The sequence below is a fragment of the Planctomycetaceae bacterium genome (genome assembly GCA_041398825.1).
Taxonomy (GTDB): Bacteria; Planctomycetota; Planctomycetia; order Planctomycetales; family Planctomycetaceae; genus F1-80-MAGs062.
Genome location: JAWKTX010000018.1, coordinates 1 through 24,569 on the forward strand (window position 1 = coordinate 1; position 24,569 = coordinate 24,569).

Consider the following 24,569-nt stretch of genomic DNA (forward strand, 5'->3'; position numbering starts at 1 on the left):
GAACGGCGAAGAACGGTGCGTCGCTATGGTCGGCATTCTTGGCATCATTAAAGAATCTGGTCTGCGTCCATTTGCGACCGCAGATGTTGGACTTGGTTGGCAGTTGACCAACGAGCCAGCGATCGGGTGTGTAAACAGGAATAGACTCCTTCTCAACATTCTTGCCTTGAACCAAGGCTTCGTATCGCCGCTGAGTCAATCGCCCCAGGTGATGATCGATATGATGCTTCAGATGCCAATCATTCCAATTCAGGTGACGATAGAGAGCCTTCATCGTTGCGCGACCACGCACCATAAATGCATGGGTGCGATTGACGTTGTAAGGTCGGTAAACGTGGTCGCTGATCTTCTTGGGCGGATGTTTGGCAGCGTACAGGTGTCGTTGAAACGCATCTCGACATCGCTCCAGCGACTACCACTTGGAGTTGGGAATCGACCAGCCACGGTTTTCGCCGGTGGCATCAGTCGATCACGGAAAGCAACCAACTGCTGACGCGCCCATGGAGACAGGCACCACTCGCCATCGTCGATAAGCAACAACGATTGATCGAGCGGAATCACGAGAGCGCCTCTCGATTCCAACATCGTCTCGTTGCGACTACTCAGCATCCGTTTCGAAGTAAGAAACAAGACGAATGGTCGCTGAAACTCTGCCAAGAATGCATCGATGCACCAGTCAAGCCGGCGAGGATCGCTGACTTTGGCAAGGAACAACGAGAACCCAGATCCATTGGGATTCCCGTAGTGACCAAGCCTGTATCGATACATCGGGCCTCCGAGCCGTTCGAATGCCACTTCAAACCCGACTAGCAAAGCGAGCTCCGCAGCCAGCTTACTGAAGCTGAATTCGTAGCAAACGATGTCGCGTCGATCGACTGGCACATATTCCTCGGTTTTCTCGTTGTAGCCTTCGAAGACTCCATCCTCGACCTCGACAATCTCCAGCCACTCGTACGGACGACCTGAAACAGGCAGCGCCGCAGCGAGGTCTTTGATCGGAACGAGGAGTTTGCGATGCGAATCAAATGCATCGCCCAGCATTAGTCGCCAACTTAAGTGCGATGTCGCCACGTCATTAAGCTGCTCAAGTGCTTGCCAGGGCTGGCTCATGACGCGTCCTCGTTGGTGCTTGCTTCGAGATAATAAAGCCTCGCTGGGTAAGCCAAGCTTCGATGGTCGCGGATACTCTTCCACGACTGTAAATGGCGACGTTGGGAGGACGGACCGTAATCGCCAATTCGGTCTTTCGTCCTTCGAGCTCCATCTTGAAGGTCGCCGAGATAAGGCGTCGTTCCAACCAAATGTTCTTCTTTTTCGCCTGAGCCCAATTAAGCAAATCGTCACCCTTACGAATGGTTATCACACCATAACGATCATCAGGGTCGCCAAGCCACAACTCGATCATTCGAACGTCGGTTATGCCCTCGATGCCGCCGGGTGCGAGTGCATCGAATTCAAACTCGCGAAGCGGATCAAGTGTGTACTTGATACCGGTTGGAAACAGATTCTCGTTTCCGAACATGTGCTTACCCAGGAGCCGGCAATACAACGCTTTCTCCTTGCCGGTTTTGGCGTTGATCCGCAACTCTCCAAACTCGCGGTTGTAGATTGCCGAGGCACTTTGCACGGGCCAGAACGAGTGAAACCCGAAGCGACCATCTTCTACGATTCGCTGCCGTCGAAAAAGGCTGCCGTGCATGATGGAGAATTCGACCTCATCCGCGTTCTCGAAAACTTCAACCCTCGTTCCTTGAGCACGGAAACGCTCCACGTGCCAAGAGTCAATGTCGCGTTCCAACTGCTGAAGCGTTTCCTCAGCGGGCGTCACGAACTTTGGAGCAGTGGTTTGACTCGCTTGGAAATAGTCGTACGAGCGAACACGCTTAATTCGTGACAATGCATGTGTCTGGACAAGCTTATCAGGATTGGCCAGCCAAGCCGCTGTAACGATATCTGCTGCGGAGTGCTTACCACCGGGCTGGATTCCCAATGTGTGAGCAGGTATACGATCGAGCAACAACTCGATCGCGACGGTGTTGGCTAGTTCATCGATAAGGCAGATCGCGTCCAGCAAGTCCGCTGGCGTTTCTCGATCTGCTTTGGTGATCTCACGTATGACCGCTTGGCAATCAATCTGATCAGGTGTTTCGATCGGAACGGACCGATTAGCAAAGAAATCGGCATAAGGGTGGAGTAGCTCGAACAGTCGCTTGGGATCGATCGATTCAATAACACCGGGGCGCGATAAACGCGGAAGTCGAACAACGGTCATGATGTAAACCTTGAAAATCAGTACTTCATAGCAATCCTTCATTGATCAAAACGTCAAGCGATCCAACCGACTGACGCAAACAAAATGCGATTGGCAGTGGCTGGCCTACGGCTTCCACCGTGCAAAATTCCTAGCGTGGGCATCCCATCCGCCAGTCCATGACCGTTGTCCTGTGTGATTCCATCCAGGCCAAGCCACTGCCAATCGCGAACGCTATCATTCATGACGCTGTGACACGTTTGGTCACAGCGAAAATGAAATTCTCAGAAAGCCAAAAATTGCGCGCAGCTAGTTCCGGCTCTAAACATCTCTGCCGCGATACTCGGCTATTCCTCGAGATACGCTCTGAGCCCGGCGTCATCAAACTGCTGACGGATCTGACGAAGCCAATCGTTGATCGTCGTTCTCGGGATTCCCATGTCTCTCGAGATCTCTGACACATTCTGGGTTCCGAGTCTACGAGCGATTTCCCGGCAAACCGGTGGCAGCTTCTGGATTGCTACTGACAAATCCATCCGAAGGTTCGCCCGCTCCTCATCACTTCGTTGCGTCTTTCGACATAGCCTTCGGTCCTGGTCTTCCTGCCGCAGGAGCTGGTACAGCTCGCAGGATTCACCGTCAGAGCCGTGGACAACCTCGCTCAGACTGCATCTGCCTATCGAATGACGCTTGCCCGTTGATCTTTCCCGAAAAATCTTTGAGGCGATACGTTGGATCGCGGTACATAGGAACGGATAAGGGTGGCCTATCGCTGGATCATAGGACTGAATGCTTCGCATTAGTCGCAAATGGATTTCTTGAACTAGATCATCAACCTCGCTTTCGTTAAAGACTGGTGCCCTAGCCAAAAGCAGGACACGACGTCGAATCACCGCAAGTACAAACACGTCATTGTGAAAATCAAAACCTTCAGCCATTACAAAAACTCCTTACTGGCTTGGAGCTTGGCGTGGGCTAACGACGAGCGGTCAATGCAATGCAGCAAAAAGAAAAAAGCGGCGGCAATGCGAGTCGAGCCATGTTCGGCGTCGCCCACAATTGCCTCCGCTTTGCGGCCAGCTAAATGTCAGGAAACAGATTATGTTGAATTGAGTGTTAGCTGCTCATTACTAGCAGCCTGCGCATTCCACGATCACCATCCGGAATGGAAGCCCATTCCGCACTTCGAGTAGTTCGATGACCCCGTCGCGCTTTTCATCAAAGAAGTCGAACAGTTCAAGAACCTGTTGCTTAAGTTCAAAATCAGCCAAACAATCCTCGGCTCGCGAACCATTTTCCGAGCCAAACTTGACCTCTCTCTGTCGGCGAACTGACTTCTCTAAAACAGGCTCACCCCCCTCAAAGGCGAGTGACTCGATCTTGCCAAAGTTCGTGTTTTGCAGAAGTCGAATTAGCCTTTGCCGAGCAACCGATAAGTGAATAAACCTCTTAACCATTGACCTAAACTCCCGTGAGAAAGCGAGTTACGGGCCCTGCACAACAAACGATTGCGCAATTTGGGACACCGCTCAGGAGTTGTTGGGGCGACAAACCGAGTAGCAGAAGCTACTTTTCGAGTAGCCTTTGAAAAAAGGGAAAATTAATCGCTCGAACCGAATGGCCTCAGGTCCCAAACTATCGGGTCAACAGGTTGATAAACGCTCATCATGCCAAACTGCAAGCTCGCTCTAAGGTGCGAAGCGCAGGATGGACTGGATGGCTCAATTTGCTTCTCGATAAACCTGTTGATGTTGTTTCGAAACGCATCTCGGACATTTTTGCGTTTGTCTGCTACAGACTTCAACTTGCCACCCACTCCCATAGCTTCCCTGATTTTTCCTGCGATGAAAACGATGTCGTTTTCGCACTGTTGCAACTTTACCGAGTCGTTTTCTTCGCGAGCCCTTTCTTGGTCATTACGCAGATCGATCAATTGTCGTTTGTACTCGCCAAGCGCCGTCCAGTCAGAAACCTTGTCAACGGCTTTGAATAAAGGATTCGGCCCTAGACTGAGTCCAGAATCCATAGCCTCTTTCGCCTCAAAGTACTCGCCACACTCGGACAAACATACTCCACAAACAATCTCGATAATCGAACGAGGCGTTCCCGGAGATAGGAGCAATTGATGTAGGTAATTAGCCCCTACAGCTGGCAACAAATGGACATCTTCACTATCGGCAAAACGAAACCGCCAAGAATATCCCTGCTTTCGGAATGAGTAGGGAGCCAATTTTCCACCATCAATGTTGTCGAGTGAAAACGAGGTTGGAAGATTGGACTCGTATACGATCCTAAGCATTGAGTCTACCGCGATGGTTCGCTCTCGAATTGCGACTTTGTACTCTGCAAGCTTTTCATCTACGACAGAATTGACATCCGCCGCATGCTTTTTGTAAAGGTCAAGACATCGCTGAGCAACCGCGCCAGCGTCACCTCTTATAAACGGAATAGCTCTGGTGAGCTCTGGATACTTGCGAATAAGGTGGGCTACCGTCTCAATCTTCCTGACTTGATTTGATCGCTCGATGTAGCTTGCATATAACGTCTTATCAGCCCCGACCTTCTGCTCTGTTGATCGTGACTGTGTGAACACGTCAACCTTGTAGTTCGAAAGTTCATCGAACTGTTCTGCCTTCGCGGCAATGATCGCAAACCGTCGATCAATGCATTGCGAACAAGTCCCACAGTGAGAATGATCATTAGTCATTTCCCACGTATGTGTACAACTGATGGAGTGCTTGACTAAGTCTTGGCAACCTGACTTCACAATGAGGTCGACAACTTCCGTTTTCGTGCGCCAATCAAAAGGATTCTCTACAACAAAGTTTGTGTCGTTAATTAACGACAACAGCTGCGAAAAACTGTGTAGTACGCGAGGGTGGGTGGTTCGTGTTGCTTTTCCGCCAACCACTTCAGCAGAAATGGGCAAATTGAGGCTAATGACTCCATTTTCGTAAAAGCGAATTGAAGTATGTCCAATCTGTTTGGCAACTACGCCAGCCAGAGCGGCGTAAAGAAAAGATCGTGCTCGCTGCGTATACTCCGCATTCATCCACTTCTTCTTGTGGACAGTAACTCTCATGTGCTGCGGAGGATTGGACTTGCACTTTGCCTCAAGCTGTGCCGCCAATATAGCGTATTTCTTGTCTATCTTCTGTGTCGAACGATGGTTGACCAAAAGCACCCTTCGCTTCTGATTGACCGCTTCGTCAATCACTCCAGCAAGAGAATCAAGTCCTCCCGAGTAGAGCATCACTTGGTCAGGAGAACCGAAAAGCTCGCCACCATCATTCAGGTTATTCAGAAATGCCTGAAACAGAGGGCGGTCAGTAACTCGTGTGAAAACAAACTCGTACGTATCGTCTGATAGAAACGAAAGGCAGTCCTGGAGCGTTGCTTTCGTAGCCTCCGAATCCCAAAACTCCAAATCCTTCACGGGGACCACGAATTTGAAACGACGATGCCACGTGGTGCCAAAAGTTTCAACTTCATTGACACCTCTCTTTACGCATTGGTCTGCGATGTAAACATAGGTTGCGATGTCGAGAAAATCGTGAAGGCGAGCGGGAACGTCCTTGTACATTGAACCACGCAGACCCTCGATTCCGAGAGTGACTCTAAAGTCATCCTCAAGGCCATACTGATGCAGGCGAATCGCGCTATCGCAGTCAGCAGTAACGAAATCGCTCACCTTAGCTTTGCCGCAAACTACGGCCACTTTATTGGTCATCACGTTTGGCCCTCACCTTTAGCTCATCTCTAATCTTCTTGAGAGAATAGGAAGCAAATCCTTCAACGGACTCCCGCGAGATGTCTTTGTTCTCGGTAAAGCGGTGTTTCGAGAACCACTCTTCAGAGAACTGTTCAACTATCTTCGAAGATTCTCGACAGTGTTTTTCCATGGCTTCCTCGAAGTGTGCCATTTGGTTGGTTGTCACGAATCGCTGCCCTTCACCCAATTGTGTTGCGAGCGTTTTGCTGAGGAAGTAATTCATGCATTCTTGCGTAAGGCGAGAAAAGAATTCACGCGAGAGCTTTGCAAATTCCTTTTGGCTTCCAAACTGCAAAAGTGCTTGACGGGCATGCTCGGAGTCTAGATTGAACAAGGATTGTTGCTGAAGCTTTGGTTCCAGTCTCTGAACCACCGCGTCGACTAGGGCACGATGCGCGAGCTCAGCGAGATCAGACTGGGGATGTCGGGTATCCGGCAGATTAGATAGTGCTGCAGAAATCGCGACTGCTATACCCGGTAGAGATGTGTTCGCTGGAATATCAACGCCGACCGACCGTAAATATGCCAGCGGATCTGAGTGACTGCTCGCCAAACCCAACTGAGTGAGTATCCAAACGGCCTGATGATAGCCGCGATCGTCTTTCACGAAGCTGAACGCGGAATCGGCTGCATTTACGGTGGAGCTCGCGACCTGTTGGACATTAGCTCCCACGGCAATCAATTCAACAACCTCACGCCATTTGCGTGATTGTGGTAATGTCCCGAGTCGAGTATGTCCCATATGCGTTTTCCACTTCAGTTCACCCTCCGTGATTGTTTCGTTTCAGTTGTTTTGCTATCCGGGAATCGGTCTTGCATGTTCTTGAATCACAAGGCTTCTAGTTTTTTCGAAAGGCACGTCCAATCACCCTCAACCACCCATGCGAATCGATAGCCGTCGGGGCTTCGTTGTGCCCAAAGCTCACCGATATCGCGCTTGTGCTGCTCATCCGGGTTGGACGCCAGCTTCGCGTTCTTGTATTCGACGATCACGATGGTTCCATCGAGCAATTCGACGATGAAGTCAGGAAAGAACTTTCCTGGTGATTTTGGCAACCAGAATCCACCGTGTGACTCGTGATCAAGGTTACGCAGCCAGCGTTTGACATTTGGATGCGAGTCGATGATCGTCGCCGTCTCGAGCTCCTTTTTGTTCATGTCGCCAATCAGGTCAAAGGCGTGCTTCTTGAACTTGTGGCCGCCGGAGTATTCGCGAGTTGGGTTGTAGCGAAACTCTTCCACATGAACGGCAAAGTCTCTGTCCGTTGTGATTGACTCAGGATCATCCTTGATCAGCATCTCGGTCGCCTTGCGTAACTGTAAGCGACCATGGTCTGTGATTTTGACGCGAATCACTTCGGCTAATTCGTGGCGTCGACGGACCAACATCGACAGCGGAATACCGCGTTTCTGGACCAATGCCTGGATGACGCGCAAAAGCCAAGGTTGGCTGAAACGGAGTGGCAGTCCCTGCAGCGAATCGCCCCGATGAATCTCGCGGTCAATCCAGCGAACCAGGTTCACTTCTGACCAATCATCGTCCTCACGAATGAGCTCAAGCTGACGGAGCCGTACTTCGCTACCAACTCGCGAGACCAGTCCGGCTTCATTTCCACCGCGAGATTCTATGTCGATGGTGGCAGAGTTACCGATCTTGATGTCGGATGCGAATTCACTTTCCGGGATGGAAACGTCGCACTTATTGAGATCCCAGTCAAATTGGTCGAGCTCGATTGGCTCAAGCAAGCGTCGGCGCTCATCAGTCTTTACGCTCAAGCGTGGGACAATGAATGGTACTGCGAACTGGCCTGGCAACTTGGGTGTTATCCCTGCAGGTTTTTCCAGCTCCCAGTAATCATCGATCGCCTTTTTATCTTGCTCAGTATTAACTGCGTTTTGAAGCTGGTGAAGTTCTGTGGGTGTAGGCAAGTCCTCAAGTACCAAGGTGCTCGATTCAGGTTCCCATCGAATCTTATTAGCTAAGGTTGGCGTGAGCTTGTCCGTTGCTGGAGGAGCTGTCATTGGGATGCGGCTGAAACCAAGTCCTTGTTGAGCTGCATTCACCTTCACTCGCAATGCGTCCGCCGCGGAGCGTTCGTCGAATCCACAGGTCTCAACCATCCGATCGCGTAGTTGCATCGCCGTCTGCACGACATTGTCGCTCAACACAAACGCATAGGCTCGATCGAGGGCTGGCACGTTCGTTGGACAAGCGTTCGGCATTCGCAGAATTCGACCGATCAACTGTTCGACCGCCGTTGCGGTAGCCGTATTTCCAATTGAACCTAAAACGTAGGCCCAAGGGCAGTCCCAGCCTTCGCGCAGCTTGTCAACGGTAATGATGTAACGAATGGGACACTGCAACGCCATGAGATCCGTGTCACCGATCTCATCGACACTACCTGTGCAGATCTTTACGTCGGATTCAGGCACCTCAAGTTTCTCAATCAACGCCTTCTTCACAGCGTCAACCGTGTGCATCTCTTTGGTTTTGGAGTTAGGCTGAGCCTGAATCAGTGCGATTGGTCGAATGGGCTGGACGCCGTTATCTCGATGTTCAAGATCAGCGAGAAATTCAAGTTCTTCGCGGCGATGCTTGGTAGCAGCAAGAACTTCGAGCCAGTCAGAGCGATTCTCAAGCTCGACAGGCAGCTTGATCATGCCTTCGTTCTTGAGGGCCAATGCACTGACGCTGTGCAGAACGTTGCTCGCGTACTTTGGAGTAGTGCGATGTGATGGGTCGTGTGTTTGTTCTGGGGTGGCCGTCAGCTCAAGTACAAACGACGGCCCAAACCGCATTAACGATTCAAAGGAGACCGGCGTTCGCGCGTTATGTGCTTCATCCATCACAACAATAGGCTGTCGAACTCTAAGCGCATTCGCCAGTGACAGTTGAATCAGACCAGACTCATCCCTCTGTAGATCTTGAACCACAGCCGCTGGCAAATTCTCCAATGGCTCCTTCATGTAGCCGTTGTCTCGATAAATTCGACGAGTCGCATCCAACTCTTCGCCACTGCGGTCGTCGCGTATCCTGTAGGACTGAATCGTCGTCACGATTACGATGGCAGGACCACCAGGACGGACAAACTGCGGACGAGTCAGCGCCTCTTCAAGCGTCATGACTTCAATCGCAGCTCCCAGCTCTTCCTCAATGGCCGCGCGATAAGGATGGTTGGGATTCTTCAGACCTCGAAGGGTCTGGTCACGAATCGTTGTGCTCGGAGTGATCCAAAGAACGGCTGGCCGGTCGGTTGCAAGCAAGCTTCGGCCGATGACACCGACGGCATGAGCGCCCAGGAGTGTCTTTCCGCCACCGGTCGGTATTCGCAAACAAACGTAAGGCACACCGCCGAACCCTGGCGTCGATAGATAGTCTCGCTCGGTGAATTCGGCAAACGCGTCATGCTCTGGGCGGTGAACGCCAAGCAGCGATTTCTCGCGCACGGCAGCGGCATAGTTACGAAGAATCGAGAGAGATTCAGTCTGGTATTGTTTGAGGGCCAATCGCCACATCGGCAGTTCTCCTAGCTTTCGCGCAATGAATAGGGGATTTGCCGAAAGACGATGTTCTCTCGAGCTAGAGTTGATTCGCTGAGTCGCGTTGCTTCGCCGAAGATGACCCTGCTGCCTTTTCCTTCTGGGTGGGGAGGCAACCCAGCCAACACACTGTTGGTCAACACGTTGCCGCCAGCGGGGCGACGATCACCTAGCACGCCGTTGTAGAGTAAGTAGATCGCACGCCCTTGATGGACGCCCAGCAACGGACAATCTTTCTTCGGGCGTTTCGGTACCGGTACGCCTGTCTCCAACAAATACACATAGCGAGCTAAGTCGGTGAAGGGAACATCGCCATTGATGTCACCGAACTCATCGAGCAGCGTGCGACCGAGTTTGCAATAGCGGAATCCGGAGCCAAGGCCTTCAATAGCGATGCCTGAGGTGCTTTCGTAGCCTTCGCAAACTCGTTTTAGTCGCTGCCTTGTCACCGCGCCCGCAACTTGCGGCAATACCTCAACCAATACGCACCTTCGAGTACCCCCGTCAAGCTTGTTCGCTGCAACGACGGCTTGCCCTGTCGTACCACTACCAGCGAACGAATCGAGAATTATTGAGTCGTTATCAGCAGCGATTTCTAAAACACGCTGGATTAACTGCGTTGGTTTGGGCGTGATGAAAACGTCGTCGGAGGATTCGAAATCGCAAATTGCAATCAGCTCCTTCTTGGCTGCTTGAGTATGGCCGACTTCCGTATAAGGCCACAACGTTTGCGGCACACGCCCTTGCTTGACCTCGCTCAAGAATCGCTTCAGTTGCGGTATACTATCTCGATTCTGCCCCCACCAAATTCTCTTATCCGCATCAAGCTCTAGCAGCTTCGTTTTTGAAATAGACCAATATCGACCCCTTGGTGGACCTTCGATTTTTCGTCCAGCAGGGCATTCAATCGGATAGGTACCCTCGCTGTAAAAATTCCGTGCAGATAAGTCGCTAGTCTTCCAAACTCCTCGGGGGTCATCATCCGGGTTTCTGTAAGCGGCATCTTGTTCGGCAGTGCGAGCAATTAGATTTGGAACAAATAGATTGCTATTCTTTGCATAGACCACTATGTAGTCGTGGTCCTCGGAAAAATGCCGTGCCGAATTCTTAGGCGAGTAGACCTTCTGCCAGATAACTGTCGTAATGAAGTTCGATTGACCAAATACCTCATCCATCAAACCACGAAGATGCTGAACTTCATTGTCGTCGATTGACACAAATATCGAACCATCGTCAGTTAGGAATTCTCGTAACAATGCCAATCTTGGATACATCATGCACAGCCACTTGTCATGGCGGCACAAGTCTTCCGCTTCCTTACCGACAACTTGCCCGAGCCACTTCTTGATTCGCGAATCGTTAACGTTGTCGTTGTAGATCCAGTTCTCGTTGCCTGTGTTGTATGGTGGGTCGATGTAGATACACTTCACTTGTCCTCGGTACCGAGGTAACAAAGCCTTCAGCGCTTCGAGGTTGTCCCCTTCAACGAGCAGGTTCTCGGCATCTGGGTCTCCAAACGAAAGCTTGGGGTCGCATTCCAGCAAGCGAGTAGGGATGTGCCGATGATGATCAACGACAGCTTCTTTGCCGATCCAGTTGAGTGTTGGCATCCATGTTCCCTGTTGGTTTTCAAATCAAAATCTTGCCCTGCCGGCTACTAGCCAGTGAGAACGATCTCGGGTATGTTGACTAGAGAGTGCAACAATTTACCGCTTTTGGGCACTGCGAACAAGTGGCGAACAAAATGACGCTTGGACAGAAACTGCGAGAGCTTCGAAAAGCAAAGCGGCTCTCGCTGCGTGAACTGGCTTCCCGCGTGGACGTCGGCTTCACGTACCTTTCGAAGATCGAGAACCACAAACTCGAAGATGGCCACAGCCCATCGGAAAAGCTGCTCCATCTGCTGGCCATCGAGCTTGGCGGAGATGAAGAGGAGTTGCTCCTTCTGGCCGAGAAGGTCCCCGAACCCATCCGCCGTCGCGTTATCGCTCGCCCAGACGCTTTCCGACGCCTCGCGGAACTCTCTGATCGAAAGCTGGATCGGGTTCTTGCCAGCCTGGACTGACCAACTTTCGGAACGAGATTCAAAATGCCAAGAGTTGCGTTTCTGACAGGCATCCCCGGAGCCGGGAAAAGTTGGATTGGAAAAGAGCTCTCATCCCGAAACCTTGCCACTCATATCAATGGTGATGAAGTGAGGCGACGGGCTGTACTCATGCTTTGCCCTGAAGTGGATTCGCGGTCAATTTGGTGCGAATCATTTTGGGACAAATTGTTTGTTAACACCGACGTACAACCCGCGATCCAGCATGCTATCGACTCGTTCGTTGTCCCAAACCTGGATCATTCCCTTCCAATTCTTTTCGACGCATTTCTAACAAGCCATGCTGGGTTTCGTTCAGCGTGCACAACTGCGTTGAATTCAGCAGGTTATCTCGTGGAAGCGGTGCAGCTTTTTTGGATCGACCCGCCTTTAGCAAAGGTTGTTGAGCAATCGAATTCGAGAATCAAAAATGGCATTCGGCCTGGAGAAAGCCCGATTGACGAACGAGAAGCAGATCGACGACGGCGAATACTTCAAAATCGATTAATTCCGCCCAACATCGCAATTGGTTCTGAGGCTCCCGAAATCCTCATTGAACAAATTACGACATTCTTATTGCCAGAAGGGTCAGCCAGCCTACGTGCGTCACCGTAGTCGCGCAGAATCGGCATTGCCGTAGCGCCAAAAAAAGAATTGGGGACGTTACTCGCGATTTTTCCACAGCTGTCGTTGGGTTCGCCAGCTAAATACCGTCGCAATGAATTGAAGTGTTTTCAGCTGAATCGGCGTGCAGTCATCGCATTTCTTTTCGCCGAGAAGGAGTTCTTCCTGGATTTCAGGAGCCAGTAGCCGCAAGTTCATGATCTGCGTAACGCGTGCTCTCGTCACGTGGCCGAGGCGGGCGAGGTCGGCGTAGTCGATGACGACGCCTTGCCTGATGAGGTCCTCGAAGTGGATCGCGAGTGCCATGTATCGCGAGATGCGAGGGATTCGTTCGAGTGCTGGCTTCGACTCGTCCGATTGGGATGCCCCTTCGACGATGCGTTTCTTGGCTCCACGGCCGCGTTGCTTGATTGAGAACTGAAAGTCGACGCTTACTGGCTTGCTCATGATGCTGCCTCCACGAGTTCAGGACGGTTCTCCATGGCGATCGTCTTGATGCCATCGGGATGGAAGGTAATGGTCACGCGACCGGTCGCTCCGTCGTAATCGATCTGCTTGACGATTAACTGGACGATCCGCGACTGCTCGCGGACTGTGAGTGATTCCCAGATCGGTTCGAAGCTAGTCAATGCGTTGATCACATCCTCGCGGGTTAGCGTCTGGGCCTGCAGCGCCGCCAGCTTCGCGCTGACGATCGCATGCCGATGTTCGGCCCGACGAAGGCTTTCGTGCCAGTCAGCTAATTGCTCGAGAGAGGTTACGTCGGGCGAGCCTGGCTTAATCTTGGGAGCGGCAACGCGGATGGCTTCGTTCCAGTACTCCAGCTCTTTGACAAGCTCGTCCCGTTCGGCCACAAGTGCCCCCAGTTCGCGGCTCGGATTGGATTTTGGCTTGTTCCACCACCTCGTCCACGAGCGCGCGTCGTGGCCAACGTGGCGTATCTTGTCCACGACAAACTTCTCGATCTCGGCGGCCGGCACTGACTTCGACTTGCAGCTCTTCCAGCCACGCTTCTGGGCCTTCATGCAGACATAGTAACGGTAGCGTTTTTGATCCGTTCTTGGTCGTGTGCGTCGGCGTCATCGAACAGTCGCAGCAAGCGCAGCGAAGGATACCTTTGAGCATCGCCCCGAATTTGTTTCTCGCCTCAACGCCGCCAGTTCGGCCGTTGCGCCTCAGAAGCGATTGAACCTTCTGCCAAACCTCCGGTGAAATGATCGCATCATGCTCTCCTTCGTTCACTTCGTCTTTGTAGCCAAGCTTGCCGATGTAGGTCACATTGGTCAGGAGCCGGAACAGCGTCGCTTTGGTGAACGGCGAGCCGCCCCGGAGCGTTCCCTTTTTGTTTTCCATGACTTGTTGTTCCAGCCACGGCTATCGAGTTCGGCAATCGTCGCCATGATCGACTCGCATTCCAAGTACAGATCGTAGATCGCCCTGACTCTGTTAGCCTCGACCTCATTGATTCGAAGCTTGCCACCTTGCGGCTCGATGTCGTAGCCAAGCAGCGGCATGCCACCAGACCATTTGCCTTTGCGCGCGCCGCAGCGATCTTGTCACGCGTTCTCTCCGAGATCAGCTCGCGTTCGAACTGGGCAAACGACAGCAGCACGTTGAGCATCAGCCGCCCCATCGAGTTGGTCGTATTGAATTGCTGCGTTACGCTGACGAAGGCAACCTGATTGCGTTCGAAGACCTCGAGCATGCGAGCGAAGTCCATCAGCGAGCGGCTCAGTCGATCGACCTTGTAGACGACCACGCAATTCACCTTGCCGGCTTCGATGTCCGCCAGCAATTGCTTGAGCGCCCGGACGATCCATATTGCCACCGGTGAATCCACCATCGTCGTAGCGATCGGGCACGCAATGCCAGCCTTCTTGCGTTTGGCTTTTGATGTACGCCTCGGCGCATTCACGTTGGGCGTCGAGCGAGTTGAATTCCTTGTCGAGACCCTCGTCTGTTGACTTGCGGGTGTAGATCGCACAGTTCAATTGGCGATTAATGTTGGCCTTGTTCATTAATCACCGCCTTTTTTGTTGAGCTTGAAGAAGTGGTATCCGTTGCAGTGCTGGCCCGTAATCTTCTTGGCCACAGCGCTGCAGCGTCTTGTAGATCGCCCCCTCATATTCGAAGCCGTTCTCCAGAACGAGCACCACGAACTTCTCGCCTTTGTAGACTCGCTCGATCTCTGATCTCGGCGGCGGGAGACGATTGTCTTCTTCCGGTTGGACGAATCCCGTCATGGTGTCGCCGGCTGGCTTCGGGGCTGGCTTGATGGCTTTGGGCGCGGTCGTACGGATGTCGGTGCCGCGAGCGAGTTCTGCGGCGCGACGCCTGGCCCGCTGTGAGATGTCGCCTTCGATATTGGCCTGCATCTTCCAAGCGATACGTTTGATGAGCCATTGTTTGTTGCGCGTGTTGGTTGGCTCGCCCCACGTCTCTTCGAATTTCTCTCGCAGCTGCCCAACCGTCATGCGTTGGAGCAGAGCGACCTCTTTGTCGATGTCGATTTGCATTGATTTCTCCCGCGAATACGGACTCACTGGTCGTTAACCACGTTGGTCACAGAGAGCACGCTTTCCGAAGAAACCTCAAGGCAAGCTGCTGGCAATTCCGCTGGATCGTCGGCGAATTCTGAATCGGGAATCGCCACACGCGATTTCATCCGAACGATGCCGGCGGCCAGAATTGCAGCGATTTCCGATCGCCGTGCCGGCGCGGACAGTGAAGAAGGGGGAACCGTCGAGAGCAACTCGCACCTCCATGCTCAACGCCGCTATAATTGGCGGCTCAAAGACAGACATTTCGCAGCAACAACAGCCGCGTCTATCTGTAGGAATACCCGGTGCGGGTTCGAAATGACGGATTAGGGTGCGAAAGAAAACTTAGCAAGTGCAGAAGTCTTTACGGCACAATTGGAACGGGTAACGAACGGGGCTAGGTCCACTTATGCCAAATCGACGGGATGACTTCAGCAAGGATACGAAAGATACGCTTGCAGCTCGGGTATGCATGCGGTGTTCACGTTGCAATTCGCCAACCGCTGGCCCCACGACTGAAGCCGACGGCAGAGTGATGATTGGAGTTGCGGCACACATTTGTGCTGCGTCGTCTGGCGGACCACGCTTCGATACTAGCCAGACTAAAGAGCAGCGCAGATCGATCGAGAATGGCATTTGGCTGTGCGCAGGATGTGCAAAACTGATTGACGATGACGAAGTTCGATTTCCTGTCCAAGAGCTGTTGCGGCTAAAGAGAGAAGCAGAAGGACGAGCGAAGGATGAACTCGCGTTGCCACCCGACCGAACTGCAAAGCTAAATTGGCAGTCTTTGCAGCTAAGTAAAATTGCGACCTACGAAGCCCCTATTCGACTTCCGACTCAAAGCGACAACAAAGGAATTGACAAGAATGTACTTGAGAAGTTTAGCGATCAGTTTAACCAGGTTATTTCATACGCATTTGGCCACGCCTGTGTAACGACACCGTACGATGATTTCGTTTACGTACTCTCAGTTGAGAAGGACAGTCGAGATTGCGAACCAGGATATGTTCCATTTGTTTTGTCATTGCATTGTCATGTGACGGCATTCATCTGGGCCTTCGAGCAACTTGCGAAGGTCTTTTTTGAAGGAACGGCTAGTAGTGTACCGCATCAGCTACGCTCGCTGCCTGGTGATCAAGCATTGGATATTCATCCACAGTTTGAGCGTTTCGTCCCTCATCGAATACACCGAACAGGCGCGACTAGGATTTCGATTCAGCATCTTGCTGAGCGGCCAATCCCATTGGATAACGGTGCTAACACGAGTGTTCTACTGCGTATCTTGGCAGTTGCTTTAAACTCAACCCTCTTGGTTTGGGACAACGCGGACTCAAGCCCCGATTGGGAGAAGGTCGTAGGTATGCTCGCGAAGATCTCAGACGCCAATCGCTTCAAATGGGATGACTTCGAAATCGATCGAAACGATCCTGAAAAGTGGAAATACGTGGGCGATCGATGATGGACAATTATTCAACCGTTCGTGTTATCGCAGAAACCCGGCAGGAGCCATGCGAGACAAATTGCAGCGTTGTGAACTGCGACAAAGTTCTGAGAGTATTTGCGATCACCAACCTCTTCGTTAAATAACCCGACTCGATTGGCAATCCCCGCAATGAACAAGAATGGATTGTCGAGGCTAAGCCTTACAAGCCCGAGTGTCGTATCCATCGACAATGTCGATGAGTCTCTCGCCACAACCGCGAATCGCGCCAGTGAAGCTGTATCCCATTTCTTGTATTCTTTGTTATTCGAAACATTCACTACTCCAACGGAAACGTTTGTTGGACTCGCGAAAATCTTCGGAACTACCGCCGCACCGTTTCTCGCACTCAAAAACCTTTGCTCCGCATCGATGATGCGATCTTGATCTATTTTACGCATCAAAATCTCACCAGACAACGAACTGATAATGCTATTCATCTTATCGAAAATAGAAGCTGTGGGAGAATCTTTGTCATCCTCCTTTGCGTCCGTGACAAAGACGTTGCAGCCAACGACAACATTTCCCGCAAAGTCCGCATTAGGACTCGCTGCCGTACCAAACGCAATTACTAAACTGCGGGGATCTATGTGTCGCACTTTCAGAAGTTGAATTGCAGAAAGCTTTTCAGCGGTAGACGAAGTATCCCTACCTTCAGAAATCAAATCCTCGATACACCACACATCGATTTGGGTACTGTAGAACTGAAGCTGCAACCTTGGCTTCTCCTTAATGGCAGCATGTGGTGGCGTATAATCCAAAACGTTAAAAACAACGGGACTAGCGGAGAATTCAGGCTTGATGCTCCTGCAGTGTTGCAAGACAGCCATCAAAGGCGTAACCTCCCACCACTTGTTCGCAATGACTACTACTGTCACCTTCAATTTTTCTTCTTTCGACTTGTCTTTGGCGTTCGAGGGTTGATGTAATTGGTAGAGGAGGTCTTGGGAGTCGCTGACTTTCTCTCGAAGACTTCACGGAGTTGAGTGAGCAATTGTTCGAAGAGACGCTTATCATCAAGGGTCGCCAATTGCAAGCCGCTAGTCTCTGTGGCCGGAGCACGCAATCGGAAAGATGAGCAAATTCCAGGTTCAATTTCAACATTAACAAAGCGAGCGCCTATCCCCACCCACTCAGGAATTTGGGAATCTGGCTTCATAATGACTTCTAGTTCATCAAGAGTAATGTCCGGCTTTAGCCAAAGCTGAGACCGCAGGTCCCCCTCCAACTGAAATAGAAGTCGCTCAATCACCTTGGAGGCGGGCTCATTGGCAAGCATGCCGCTAAGAAAGGCGTACCAAAGCAGAATGCGAGGCTCCGAGTTGGTCATGTCACCGAGGACATCGAAGTGCGTAAGAGGTGCTGATGACATTTTAGAAGCTACGGTGGCAGCCCAAAAGCAATCAACCGCGTTATCGAATCTTGTTGTGCGGATAAACCCTTCGAGCTCGACAACGAAATCCTCACGACGACCTCTTGGATTTAGTACATCACCAAATGCTCTGTCATCAAACAATTTGCCCTGAGTACCCTCAGAAATAGCGGCCGCAATCGCTTCAACTGATATGGCCTTCTCAAAAGAAACTGATTCTGCCATCAAAAAAAATGGCGACCAGATGTTCTTCAGCGTAGTTGAGTTCATTCGACGCGGGTTTAACTGAAGAAGATGCTGAGTTCTTGACCACCTCGCAAGTAGGTTGCTGAGACAATGCTCTCCCAGAAGGAGCGCGTTGGTTGCAGCGTAGCCAAACGTGCTCCTTAGAGATAACAGGCTAGGCGAGGCTTGTCCTTTAGCCATGCGCCATTCGTAAAACAGTTCACCGACCGTAAGGCAAAATAGACCTCGCAAGAGACGTTGTGGAATCGCTGTCTGCCGAGTTCTTTCCAATCTGTCGATTTGGTCTCGCGAGAGGATGCGAATATTCGATGAAAGTGGTGACCACTGAGGCAAATAAGTACTCGACCAGGCAAAAAACTCTTGGATGTTGGGAGTTTCAATTATCAATACATCAGGGAACGATTGCGAGTTATCCACATCATGATAAATGGCGACTACTTCCTCTTGTGGTATCTCTTTGATTGAATCGATGACGCGCCCGTGAGCGGCCGGAGTGAGTTGCCGTGAAAACAGCTTCAGCAATATGTTACGCTCGCCACTTACTATGATCATTATTCCTCACCCCCAAATGCCAGATTGATTGAGGGCAGAGATTCTGGCGGAGAGACTGAGAGAATGGCACTCTTTACAAATGGTGGTATGGGATCACCATAGATTGCCAATGACGTCTTAGCTCGTGTTGCAAGTGTGAAGATTAGATTGCGTTGCAGAGGAAAACGCTTTAAAGATTCCATCATCGCACCATGTACCGCTCGAAATTCAAGTCCTTTACAACCATGCATAGTCGTTAAGCAAATTGGAATATTGACGTCGAACGTTGAGTAACCTTCACCCGACGATTGTTTAACAAACATCCCTGCAATCGCCGTCTTCGACAATGCTTCGCCCATGCGGTCGACATCGGAGTTTCGAGGGCAAATTACTGCAAGCATTTCACCCGGAAATGCTTTAGTTTGGATTTGGAGCTGTTTCACTATGGTCGCAACTTGCCCATCGAAATCTAGTTCTTTCCATTCGAAGAAACTTGGTAAGCTGTCCTCTGGATACCTGCAGGTAGGAAGCGTCTTTTCGTAGGAAGCCATACCTTTGCCAATTGAATCTGCTATCCGGCATATCTGGACTCCGTTTCGATAGTGGTAACGAAGTCGGTGGACAACACATGCCGATTGCAAACTTGAGACGCCTGAACCACCCGTGTAAAGCTGTTGCCGTGAATCCGCAACTGCAAAGATTCGGCTCGACAAGCTTCGAAACACATCGATCTCTTCCGGTAAAAAGTCTTGTGCCTCATCAAGGAAAATTGCATCGTAAGGTGGATAATCCAAGCTTGCTCGTAGTGCGCGGGCTCTCTCAACGAGTTCTCGCCTAACTTGATCGAAAGGGACATCGACGTCTGGAGCTGCGTGCCCATACTCTCTAAGAAGATCGTAAAAACATCTCGAGCTTGTCTTTAGTTTGTCGACGTCAAAATTGTATTGATCGGATCCGCGAGCAAGAAACTCGCGCAGCGTTCTTCCAAGCACTACGACGAGAATATTGGGAGTGACTTTTGAGACGTAGTTGGCACGCAGCAGCAGTAGATTTGTCTTCCCACTGCCAGGCGGTCCAAGTATCAAATGGTCCTGGTCTAGTGGTAAGTTAAGTATACCGCCTTGCTCAGCATCTAGCTTTGTTAAGTTGAGCCACCACTCATTATTCATTAGAATGCCTCAGTATTTGCATTAAGTCCCTCGCTAACTCTTCCCGCACAGAAATCGAGAATTGCTCGAGAACAAAAACGCCTTCGTAGAACGATCTGAATCGCAGTTCGTCGGTTCGCGATAGGGGTTGACCGACGGCGGTGGACAAAGAGCAAACACAAGACCTTGAACTTGCGTCAGTTATTTTTGTCGATATGACCGAACATACTGAAATTGGTTTTTGAGGAGTTCCATACTCAATTTCGACAACCAACATCGACGTTGTATCCGATTCCAAATCTTCACGTCGTGCGATCGTGTAGTTGGGGAACACTAGTTCTTTTCCTGACATGAAGGACCGGATGGCTAGCTCGACTTCATGTGCAATCTCTGTTAATGTTCGTTTTAGACGGTGTTGCGACACAGCTCCCTGTGGAAAGTTCAATTTTGCGGTGTCTGCTCTATGCAAAGCTCCTAAAAGCTCTTCTAGCTGTGTCAGCTGATCACCAACGGTAGGAGTGTTAAGAAATCGATCCCAGTTCACGAGGGCAAGGCGTTGAAGTGGGTCCTTGTGCATACAATCTAGGGAGAGTTTAACGAGATCCGCTGGTGCATCGGTAGAGTCAATGATTGGTGGAACTTCACGAATCGCTCTTAGCAATGCATCGCCTTGAAATTCCGCAAACGGGGGCTTCAGAGTTAACATCTCATAAAGCGTTGCGCCTAGTTGGTAGAACGTTACAGCAAGCCAGCCTTGTTCATCTAATTGCACCAAGTTGTCCAGTAGTTCAGGTGGAGCATATTCTTTCGTACCTTTAATATGGACGGAACCTTGATCGGTGATTGTCTCGCCACTTACAGGACGAACTAAACCTAGATCGAGGAGCGTAACATTAAAATCATCCATTCTGACAGCAACATTGGCAGGCTTGATGTCTCTATGGACCTGTTGCATATCGGCGTGCATGAAGAGCGCGGCCGCAGCGATCTGTTGAATTACTGTACGAATCTTCTCACGCGGCAAATCTTGCACAACTTCTTCTAATGTTGGGGCTTCAACGAACTCCATTGTCAAATAGTGATAGCCTAGGTGCACGCCCGCGCAATACGTTTTGACAAGATTGGGGTGAATCAGGTGCCGCTTTTCGACCTGCCGTTCGATCCGCTCCTTCTCGGCATCCGATTTCTGGAACAACTCTCGAGCATAGATTTTGATCGCAGCGTGTTTGTGGCCATTTGAACCAACCAGGACCACGCTTGTACCACCCTTGGCATGGAGTCCCTCAATGGTGAAACCGTCAAGCTCTTCGCCTTCGAAATCCTTCGCAATTCGCTGAGCTAGATCATCCGTCATTAACATCTGTGGCTACCGAACTTCATTTCAAGTGCTCGCACTGACCATTTACCCATAACCAAACCAACTATTCTATCGCCTGAATACTTCCGCCGTCTGCCGAGCACAATGAGAACTAGTCTGCAATGGTCGAGAGGGGGGATTATTAGAGTCATAGACCGCTAATCACGCAACAAAGGTTGCCCCCGTTCGCATCCGGACTCCGAACGAGAACTCTGTGTTAACTCTGGAGGCCCCCGAAAAGAGAGAGTCAGAGAGTTCGGGACCGATTTTTCGCACCAGCGGGTGCAAACTTGAGGGTTTCGTTCGAGAGACGGAAATCTCTCCGCAAACAGAGAGCGCGGCGGATTGGACCGGCGAACCGCGAAAAGCTTTGGAAACCCACGAATAGCTTGGTAGAAACGAAAAACGCCCGGCTGTCGATCTCTCGACGCCGGGCGTTAAGTCTTTTGGTCGCCAAAGTTAGAACTTTGACGAAAGCTCCTCCGGTAGGACTCGAACCTACGACCCGGCGGTTAACAGCCGCCTGCTCTACCAACTGAGCTACAGAGGAAAAGTTTGCTTCCTGCACCGTTATTCGGTCAGGGCGAGGGGGGAAGTTAACTGCGGATCAGAATGATTGCAAGTGAGTTTCAGATCGTTTCGCGGCTGTTTTCGTTTGCGAAAACAACAATCCGCAGGATTTGCCGGAGCAGGCGGGGTCCTCAATTGATTTGAGAGACTGACGGAGATTTGCGAATCGAACAGTGAGCTTTGGTTCCCTTTCCATGTTTCTGTCCCAACGAGATCAGGAATAGAACGCGCGTCCTTGAAAACGCCGCTTCAGGGCCGAAAACGTGAAAAGAAACCGTGACGGCACCGGGCACTCTGTCGGTTGCGATTGCTGGGGCTGAGGGCTTCAGGATCTCACGGCATGGTTGAATTGAACCGTTCGAGTATCCTGACGGCCGGTAGATTCTGCTGGACCAGAAGCAATTCGCCGAGTGACTTTCGCGTGAACTTCGGGTGTTCTATTTCTCGGTGTTGAGTGTGATTGACGTTTCCAGGTAACGTCCGGTCCCCTCTGAATGTTCCCCGTGTTTCTCACCTTTCGGCATCTCGAACAGGTCGCAGATATGAATCGCTCCCCTGGTCCACGATGGTCAATTGCCCGGGTCTTATCCGTTTGCATTGCTGTGTCTTCTTCGCTGTTTCTGCATCCAGCGAGCGTGGTTGCTCAGGGATTTCGTGTTTCTACGCACGTGTACAATGTTGCAGGAGCTGGTGGTGCGGATTCGGTGTTATCCAGCAGCCTGTCGTTGTTCAGCAATGGACGTGTCTACGACTACATCGATGCCGCAGATGAGGTCATCATTTTTGATCCCATGCAGAAAAAGTTCACCATCCTGAATGTGGCACGAGAGCTGACGACGACCATTAGTTTCGAAGAAATCCGTCGTCATCTGGACAAGAGAGTGCCAACCGTTGAACAGTACCTGCAGGAGCTGGCACAGCAGAGGAACCCATCCGCAGAGGCCGTTGCGACGAATCTTCGATTTCAGCTGAATCCTGAGTTCAGAAGAGACTACAAAGCCATGAATGGTCACCTCGAGCTGACCTCGTCTTCGTGGAATTATCGGGTGGAAACTCAACCCTGGCAGAATGCAGATCAGGTGGAGACGTACCTGCAGTATGCGGACTGGACTGCGCGGCTGAATCATGTGCTGCACCCGGGAAGTTTTTTCCCGGAGCCTCGCCTTGCACTGAACAAATCGCTGCGAGAGCTGAAAACGCGGGTCCCGGTCGCGATTGAACTGGATCTTCGACCGTCAGAATCGCTGCACATTCGAGCTCAGCATCAGTTTCGTCAGGGCCTTGATGATGACGACCGACGACGAATTGCTCGATGGGACCACGCTGCCGCCAGTCAAAGCGTCCGTCAGCTGCCATTCCTGAGCTATCAGCAGACCGTATTGCTGTCCCGCAAATAGACCACGCGATGGGCTCCGGCAAGATGTGGTTCCTGGTGCCACATCTGTTCCCGTTGCTGGAAATCAGCACTGATCATCTGGAACTCTGATCAGATAGTGCCCTGTTGTTCTTTCGCGGCGATGAGTTGCTCGCGCTCCGGCATCGATTTGTAAAACGGATCCAGGGGAAAGCACCCGGAAACAATTCCATTTCGGGGCGCGGTTGTGCAGTCACTGAATGTGCGACAGATCTTTTTTCGGGCCATCGGTCGGCCTGACAGGACATCTGCGGGCAGTTCCGGGTATGAAAGCACCATCCGGCCCAGGCCGATACTATCGGCCATCTCTTTCTCAAGCACGGCCTGGCCAACATTTGGCAGCCACTCCTGAAGGTACGAATAGCCGGAGCCGACGACGATCATCTCCGGGCAACGTCGTTTGAGCTCGGCGGTGGCCATGATTTGCCGGTGAACACCGACCAATGGATCTTCGGGAGGCTGATAGCCGTCGGAAGGCGGAAAGAGTGCAGGCCTTTGAATGTGTGGATTGTAGTAGGGGCTGCCGCACGTCGTGCAGGCCAGATCGATCTCCAGGGCATGAAGCAATCTTAAGAATTCGACAGGCTCACTCAGATCAATTCCGGTTCCCGAACCATCTCCACCAAAAGCGCAATGGTAGGCTTCTGTCGTGGATGGTACGCCCACCCGATCGTGAGTTGCCGATGGCTGAAAGGGAACAAAGTCAAAGACGCTGACACGAACTCCGATGTGCAGACCGGGCGCATTGGCACGAATCCCCGCTACGATATCGCGAAGAAATCGTGTTCTGTTTTCGAACGAACCGCCAAATTCTCCGGGGCGATCAAAGCCACTCAGAAGTTCGTGGCCGAGGTATCCATGACAGTGCTTAACGTCGACCCACGAGAATCCGGCTTTTTGAGCGAGCGCACACGCCGCCACGAAATCATCAATAAGCCGCTTCAATTCATCATCAGACAGGATTGGGGTATCTGTTGTGATTCCGAGTCTGGCGTCGAGCACCGGGTGTCTGTATGCAATCCGCGGCTTCAATTGTGTCTTGCTGTCAGGTTTGGCGTAACGCCCGGAATGGGTGAGCTGCAGCCCGATCAGCAGGTCCTCGTCGTTACCGAATGATTCGCGATGGGTGGATACAAGAAGTTCCCGTAGCCCGGCGATATCTGCCAGCGTCGAGGTGTTCAAAAGCAATTGATTTGGATTGGCGCGACCATCCTGACGCACCGCGACCGCTTCGCCTCCCCAGATCAACTTTGCTCCGCTGAGCCCGAAATTCTTCCAGCGACGACGTGTCAGGTCGGTGGGCCTTCCGTCTGTCGTCCCATCCCATCCTTCCATAGGAAGGATACAGTAACGATTGCCAATGTTTCCTGCTCGACTTTGGATGGGTCGAGTTGCCGGTCCATTTCCCGTTGAATCCAACTGTGTGACGAATGGCAGGTCCAGTTGAAGCTCGTTCAGGCGGTTCTGGAATTCTTCGGCGGTTTTGAAGGTTGAAATCCGGGGATACTGCATGCTTCTGTTCTTGATACTTTGCTGAAGAATGGGTGACGGCCGTCGGAAAAATGAATACGTTTTCGGGTGTCGGGCCTGAGGTGAAGTGGGTCGGTACGGTGAAATCGTCTGACTCATAAAGGCCGT

The 24,569-nt window shown here is 51.5% G+C and carries 19 protein-coding genes, 1 tRNA gene and 1 pseudogene; 3 read left to right on the forward strand and 18 right to left on the reverse strand.

The window, feature by feature from the left end; all coding sequences use genetic code 11:
* From R3C20_23555 to R3C20_23590, 8 genes are all read right to left on the reverse strand, one after another.
* Positions 1-274, reverse strand: a 274-nt coding sequence (locus R3C20_23555; protein ID MEZ6043486.1) for a hypothetical protein, incomplete at its 3' end; no start/stop codon positions are given.
* Positions 271-1,110: a hypothetical protein gene (locus tag R3C20_23560; protein ID MEZ6043487.1), complete on the reverse strand. Its 840-nt coding sequence runs from the start codon at positions 1,108-1,110 to the stop codon at positions 271-273. The genes R3C20_23560 and R3C20_23555, both read right to left, overlap by 4 nt.
* Positions 1,085-2,314 carry a hypothetical protein gene (locus R3C20_23565; protein MEZ6043488.1) on the reverse strand — a complete coding sequence of 410 codons (1,230 nt, stop codon included), beginning with the start codon at positions 2,312-2,314 and terminating at the stop codon, positions 1,085-1,087. The genes R3C20_23560 and R3C20_23565 overlap by 26 nt, the downstream gene beginning before the upstream one ends.
* 1,067 nt (positions 2,315-3,381) lie before the next feature.
* The gene (locus R3C20_23570; protein MEZ6043489.1) at positions 3,382-3,708 is read right to left on the reverse strand and encodes a hypothetical protein; all 327 of its coding nucleotides are present in this window, start codon (positions 3,706-3,708) and stop codon (positions 3,382-3,384) included.
* 143 nt (positions 3,709-3,851) lie between these two features.
* Positions 3,852-5,981 carry a 7-cyano-7-deazaguanine synthase gene (locus R3C20_23575; protein MEZ6043490.1) on the reverse strand — a complete coding sequence of 710 codons (2,130 nt, stop codon included), beginning with the start codon at positions 5,979-5,981 and terminating at the stop codon, positions 3,852-3,854.
* A complete protein-coding gene (locus R3C20_23580; GenBank protein ID MEZ6043491.1) occupies positions 5,971-6,765 on the reverse strand; it encodes a hypothetical protein in 795 nt (264 codons plus the stop codon). Before R3C20_23580 ends, R3C20_23575 begins: the two co-directional genes overlap by 11 nt.
* Before the next feature lie 86 nt (positions 6,766-6,851).
* Positions 6,852-9,539 carry a DEAD/DEAH box helicase family protein gene (locus tag R3C20_23585; GenBank protein MEZ6043492.1) on the reverse strand — a complete coding sequence of 896 codons (2,688 nt, stop codon included), beginning with the start codon at positions 9,537-9,539 and terminating at the stop codon, positions 6,852-6,854.
* Positions 9,540-9,550: 11 nt separating this feature from the next.
* Positions 9,551-11,173: a site-specific DNA-methyltransferase gene (locus R3C20_23590; protein MEZ6043493.1), complete on the reverse strand. Its 1,623-nt coding sequence runs from the start codon at positions 11,171-11,173 to the stop codon at positions 9,551-9,553.
* A gap of 134 nt (positions 11,174-11,307) precedes the next feature.
* Here R3C20_23590 and R3C20_23595 point away from each other — a divergent pair, with 134 nt between their 5' ends.
* Positions 11,308-11,628 carry a helix-turn-helix transcriptional regulator gene (locus R3C20_23595; protein ID MEZ6043494.1) on the forward strand — a complete coding sequence of 107 codons (321 nt, stop codon included), beginning with the start codon at positions 11,308-11,310 and terminating at the stop codon, positions 11,626-11,628.
* A gap of 681 nt (positions 11,629-12,309) precedes the next feature.
* Here R3C20_23595 and R3C20_23600 read toward each other — a convergent pair.
* From R3C20_23600 to R3C20_23615, 4 genes and pseudogenes are all read right to left on the reverse strand, one after another.
* The gene (locus R3C20_23600) at positions 12,310-12,717 is read right to left on the reverse strand and encodes a hypothetical protein (GenBank protein MEZ6043495.1); all 408 of its coding nucleotides are present in this window, start codon (positions 12,715-12,717) and stop codon (positions 12,310-12,312) included.
* Positions 12,714-13,322: pseudogene (locus tag R3C20_23605) on the reverse strand (zinc ribbon domain-containing protein). Before R3C20_23605 ends, R3C20_23600 begins: the two are co-directional and overlap by 4 nt.
* A 170-nt stretch (positions 13,323-13,492) precedes the next feature.
* Entirely contained in the window at positions 13,493-14,113 is a 621-nt protein-coding gene (locus R3C20_23610; GenBank protein ID MEZ6043496.1) for a recombinase family protein, read from the reverse strand.
* A 178-nt stretch (positions 14,114-14,291) separates the two neighbouring features.
* Entirely contained in the window at positions 14,292-14,786 is a 495-nt protein-coding gene (locus tag R3C20_23615; GenBank protein ID MEZ6043497.1) for a DUF2924 domain-containing protein, read from the reverse strand.
* 556 nt (positions 14,787-15,342) lie between these two features.
* Here R3C20_23615 and R3C20_23620 point away from each other — a divergent pair.
* Positions 15,343-16,272: a hypothetical protein gene (locus tag R3C20_23620; GenBank protein MEZ6043498.1), complete on the forward strand. Its 930-nt coding sequence runs from the start codon at positions 15,343-15,345 to the stop codon at positions 16,270-16,272.
* A gap of 11 nt (positions 16,273-16,283) precedes the next feature.
* On the opposite strand, the gene R3C20_23625 is transcribed toward R3C20_23620, so the two are convergent.
* From R3C20_23625 to R3C20_23645, 5 genes are all read right to left on the reverse strand, one after another.
* Positions 16,284-17,171: a hypothetical protein gene (locus R3C20_23625; GenBank protein MEZ6043499.1), complete on the reverse strand. Its 888-nt coding sequence runs from the start codon at positions 17,169-17,171 to the stop codon at positions 16,284-16,286.
* A gap of 2 nt (positions 17,172-17,173) precedes the next feature.
* A complete protein-coding gene (locus tag R3C20_23630) occupies positions 17,174-18,463 on the reverse strand; it encodes a hypothetical protein (protein MEZ6043500.1) in 1,290 nt (429 codons plus the stop codon).
* On the reverse strand, positions 18,463-19,611 hold the full coding sequence (locus R3C20_23635) for an ATP-binding domain-containing protein (protein MEZ6043501.1): 1,149 nt from the start codon (positions 19,609-19,611) through the stop codon (positions 18,463-18,465). Before R3C20_23635 ends, R3C20_23630 begins: the two co-directional genes overlap by 1 nt.
* Entirely contained in the window at positions 19,604-20,950 is a 1,347-nt protein-coding gene (locus tag R3C20_23640; GenBank protein ID MEZ6043502.1) for a serine/threonine-protein kinase, read from the reverse strand. The genes R3C20_23635 and R3C20_23640 overlap by 8 nt, the downstream gene beginning before the upstream one ends.
* Positions 20,951-21,424: 474 nt before the next feature.
* Positions 21,425-21,497: transfer RNA gene (locus tag R3C20_23645), tRNA-Asn, on the reverse strand.
* A gap of 562 nt (positions 21,498-22,059) precedes the next feature.
* Here R3C20_23645 and R3C20_23650 point away from each other — a divergent pair.
* Positions 22,060-22,914: a hypothetical protein gene (locus tag R3C20_23650; GenBank protein MEZ6043503.1), complete on the forward strand. Its 855-nt coding sequence runs from the start codon at positions 22,060-22,062 to the stop codon at positions 22,912-22,914.
* A gap of 89 nt (positions 22,915-23,003) precedes the next feature.
* Here the strand turns inward: R3C20_23650 and R3C20_23655 are convergent, their stop codons facing one another.
* Positions 23,004-24,443, reverse strand: coding sequence for an NADH:flavin oxidoreductase (locus R3C20_23655; GenBank protein MEZ6043504.1), 1,440 nt, complete (start codon positions 24,441-24,443; stop codon positions 23,004-23,006).
* Positions 24,444-24,569: the final 126 nt, after the last annotated feature.

Coding starts and splice junctions, on each gene's coding strand:
- R3C20_23560 (MEZ6043487.1), bottom strand. CDS start 1,110: ATGAGCCAGCCCTGGCAAGCACTTGAGCAGCTTAATGACGTGGCGACA.
- R3C20_23565 (MEZ6043488.1), bottom strand. CDS start 2,314: ATGAAGGATTGCTATGAAGTACTGATTTTCAAGGTTTACATCATGACC.
- R3C20_23570 (MEZ6043489.1), bottom strand. CDS start 3,708: ATGGTTAAGAGGTTTATTCACTTATCGGTTGCTCGGCAAAGGCTAATT.
- R3C20_23575 (MEZ6043490.1), bottom strand. CDS start 5,981: ATGACCAATAAAGTGGCCGTAGTTTGCGGCAAAGCTAAGGTGAGCGAT.
- R3C20_23580 (MEZ6043491.1), bottom strand. CDS start 6,765: ATGGGACATACTCGACTCGGGACATTACCACAATCACGCAAATGGCGT.
- R3C20_23585 (MEZ6043492.1), bottom strand. CDS start 9,539: ATGTGGCGATTGGCCCTCAAACAATACCAGACTGAATCTCTCTCGATT.
- R3C20_23590 (MEZ6043493.1), bottom strand. CDS start 11,173: ATGCCAACACTCAACTGGATCGGCAAAGAAGCTGTCGTTGATCATCAT.
- R3C20_23595 (MEZ6043494.1), top strand. CDS start 11,308: ATGACGCTTGGACAGAAACTGCGAGAGCTTCGAAAAGCAAAGCGGCTC.
- R3C20_23600 (MEZ6043495.1), bottom strand. CDS start 12,717: ATGAGCAAGCCAGTAAGCGTCGACTTTCAGTTCTCAATCAAGCAACGC.
- R3C20_23610 (MEZ6043496.1), bottom strand. CDS start 14,113: ATGGTGGATTCACCGGTGGCAATATGGATCGTCCGGGCGCTCAAGCAA.
- R3C20_23615 (MEZ6043497.1), bottom strand. CDS start 14,786: ATGCAAATCGACATCGACAAAGAGGTCGCTCTGCTCCAACGCATGACG.
- R3C20_23630 (MEZ6043500.1), bottom strand. CDS start 18,463: ATGATCATAGTAAGTGGCGAGCGTAACATATTGCTGAAGCTGTTTTCA.
- R3C20_23635 (MEZ6043501.1), bottom strand. CDS start 19,611: ATGAATAATGAGTGGTGGCTCAACTTAACAAAGCTAGATGCTGAGCAA.
- R3C20_23640 (MEZ6043502.1), bottom strand. CDS start 20,950: ATGTTAATGACGGATGATCTAGCTCAGCGAATTGCGAAGGATTTCGAA.
- R3C20_23650 (MEZ6043503.1), top strand. CDS start 22,060: ATGAATCGCTCCCCTGGTCCACGATGGTCAATTGCCCGGGTCTTATCC.
- R3C20_23655 (MEZ6043504.1), bottom strand. CDS start 24,443: ATGCAGTATCCCCGGATTTCAACCTTCAAAACCGCCGAAGAATTCCAG.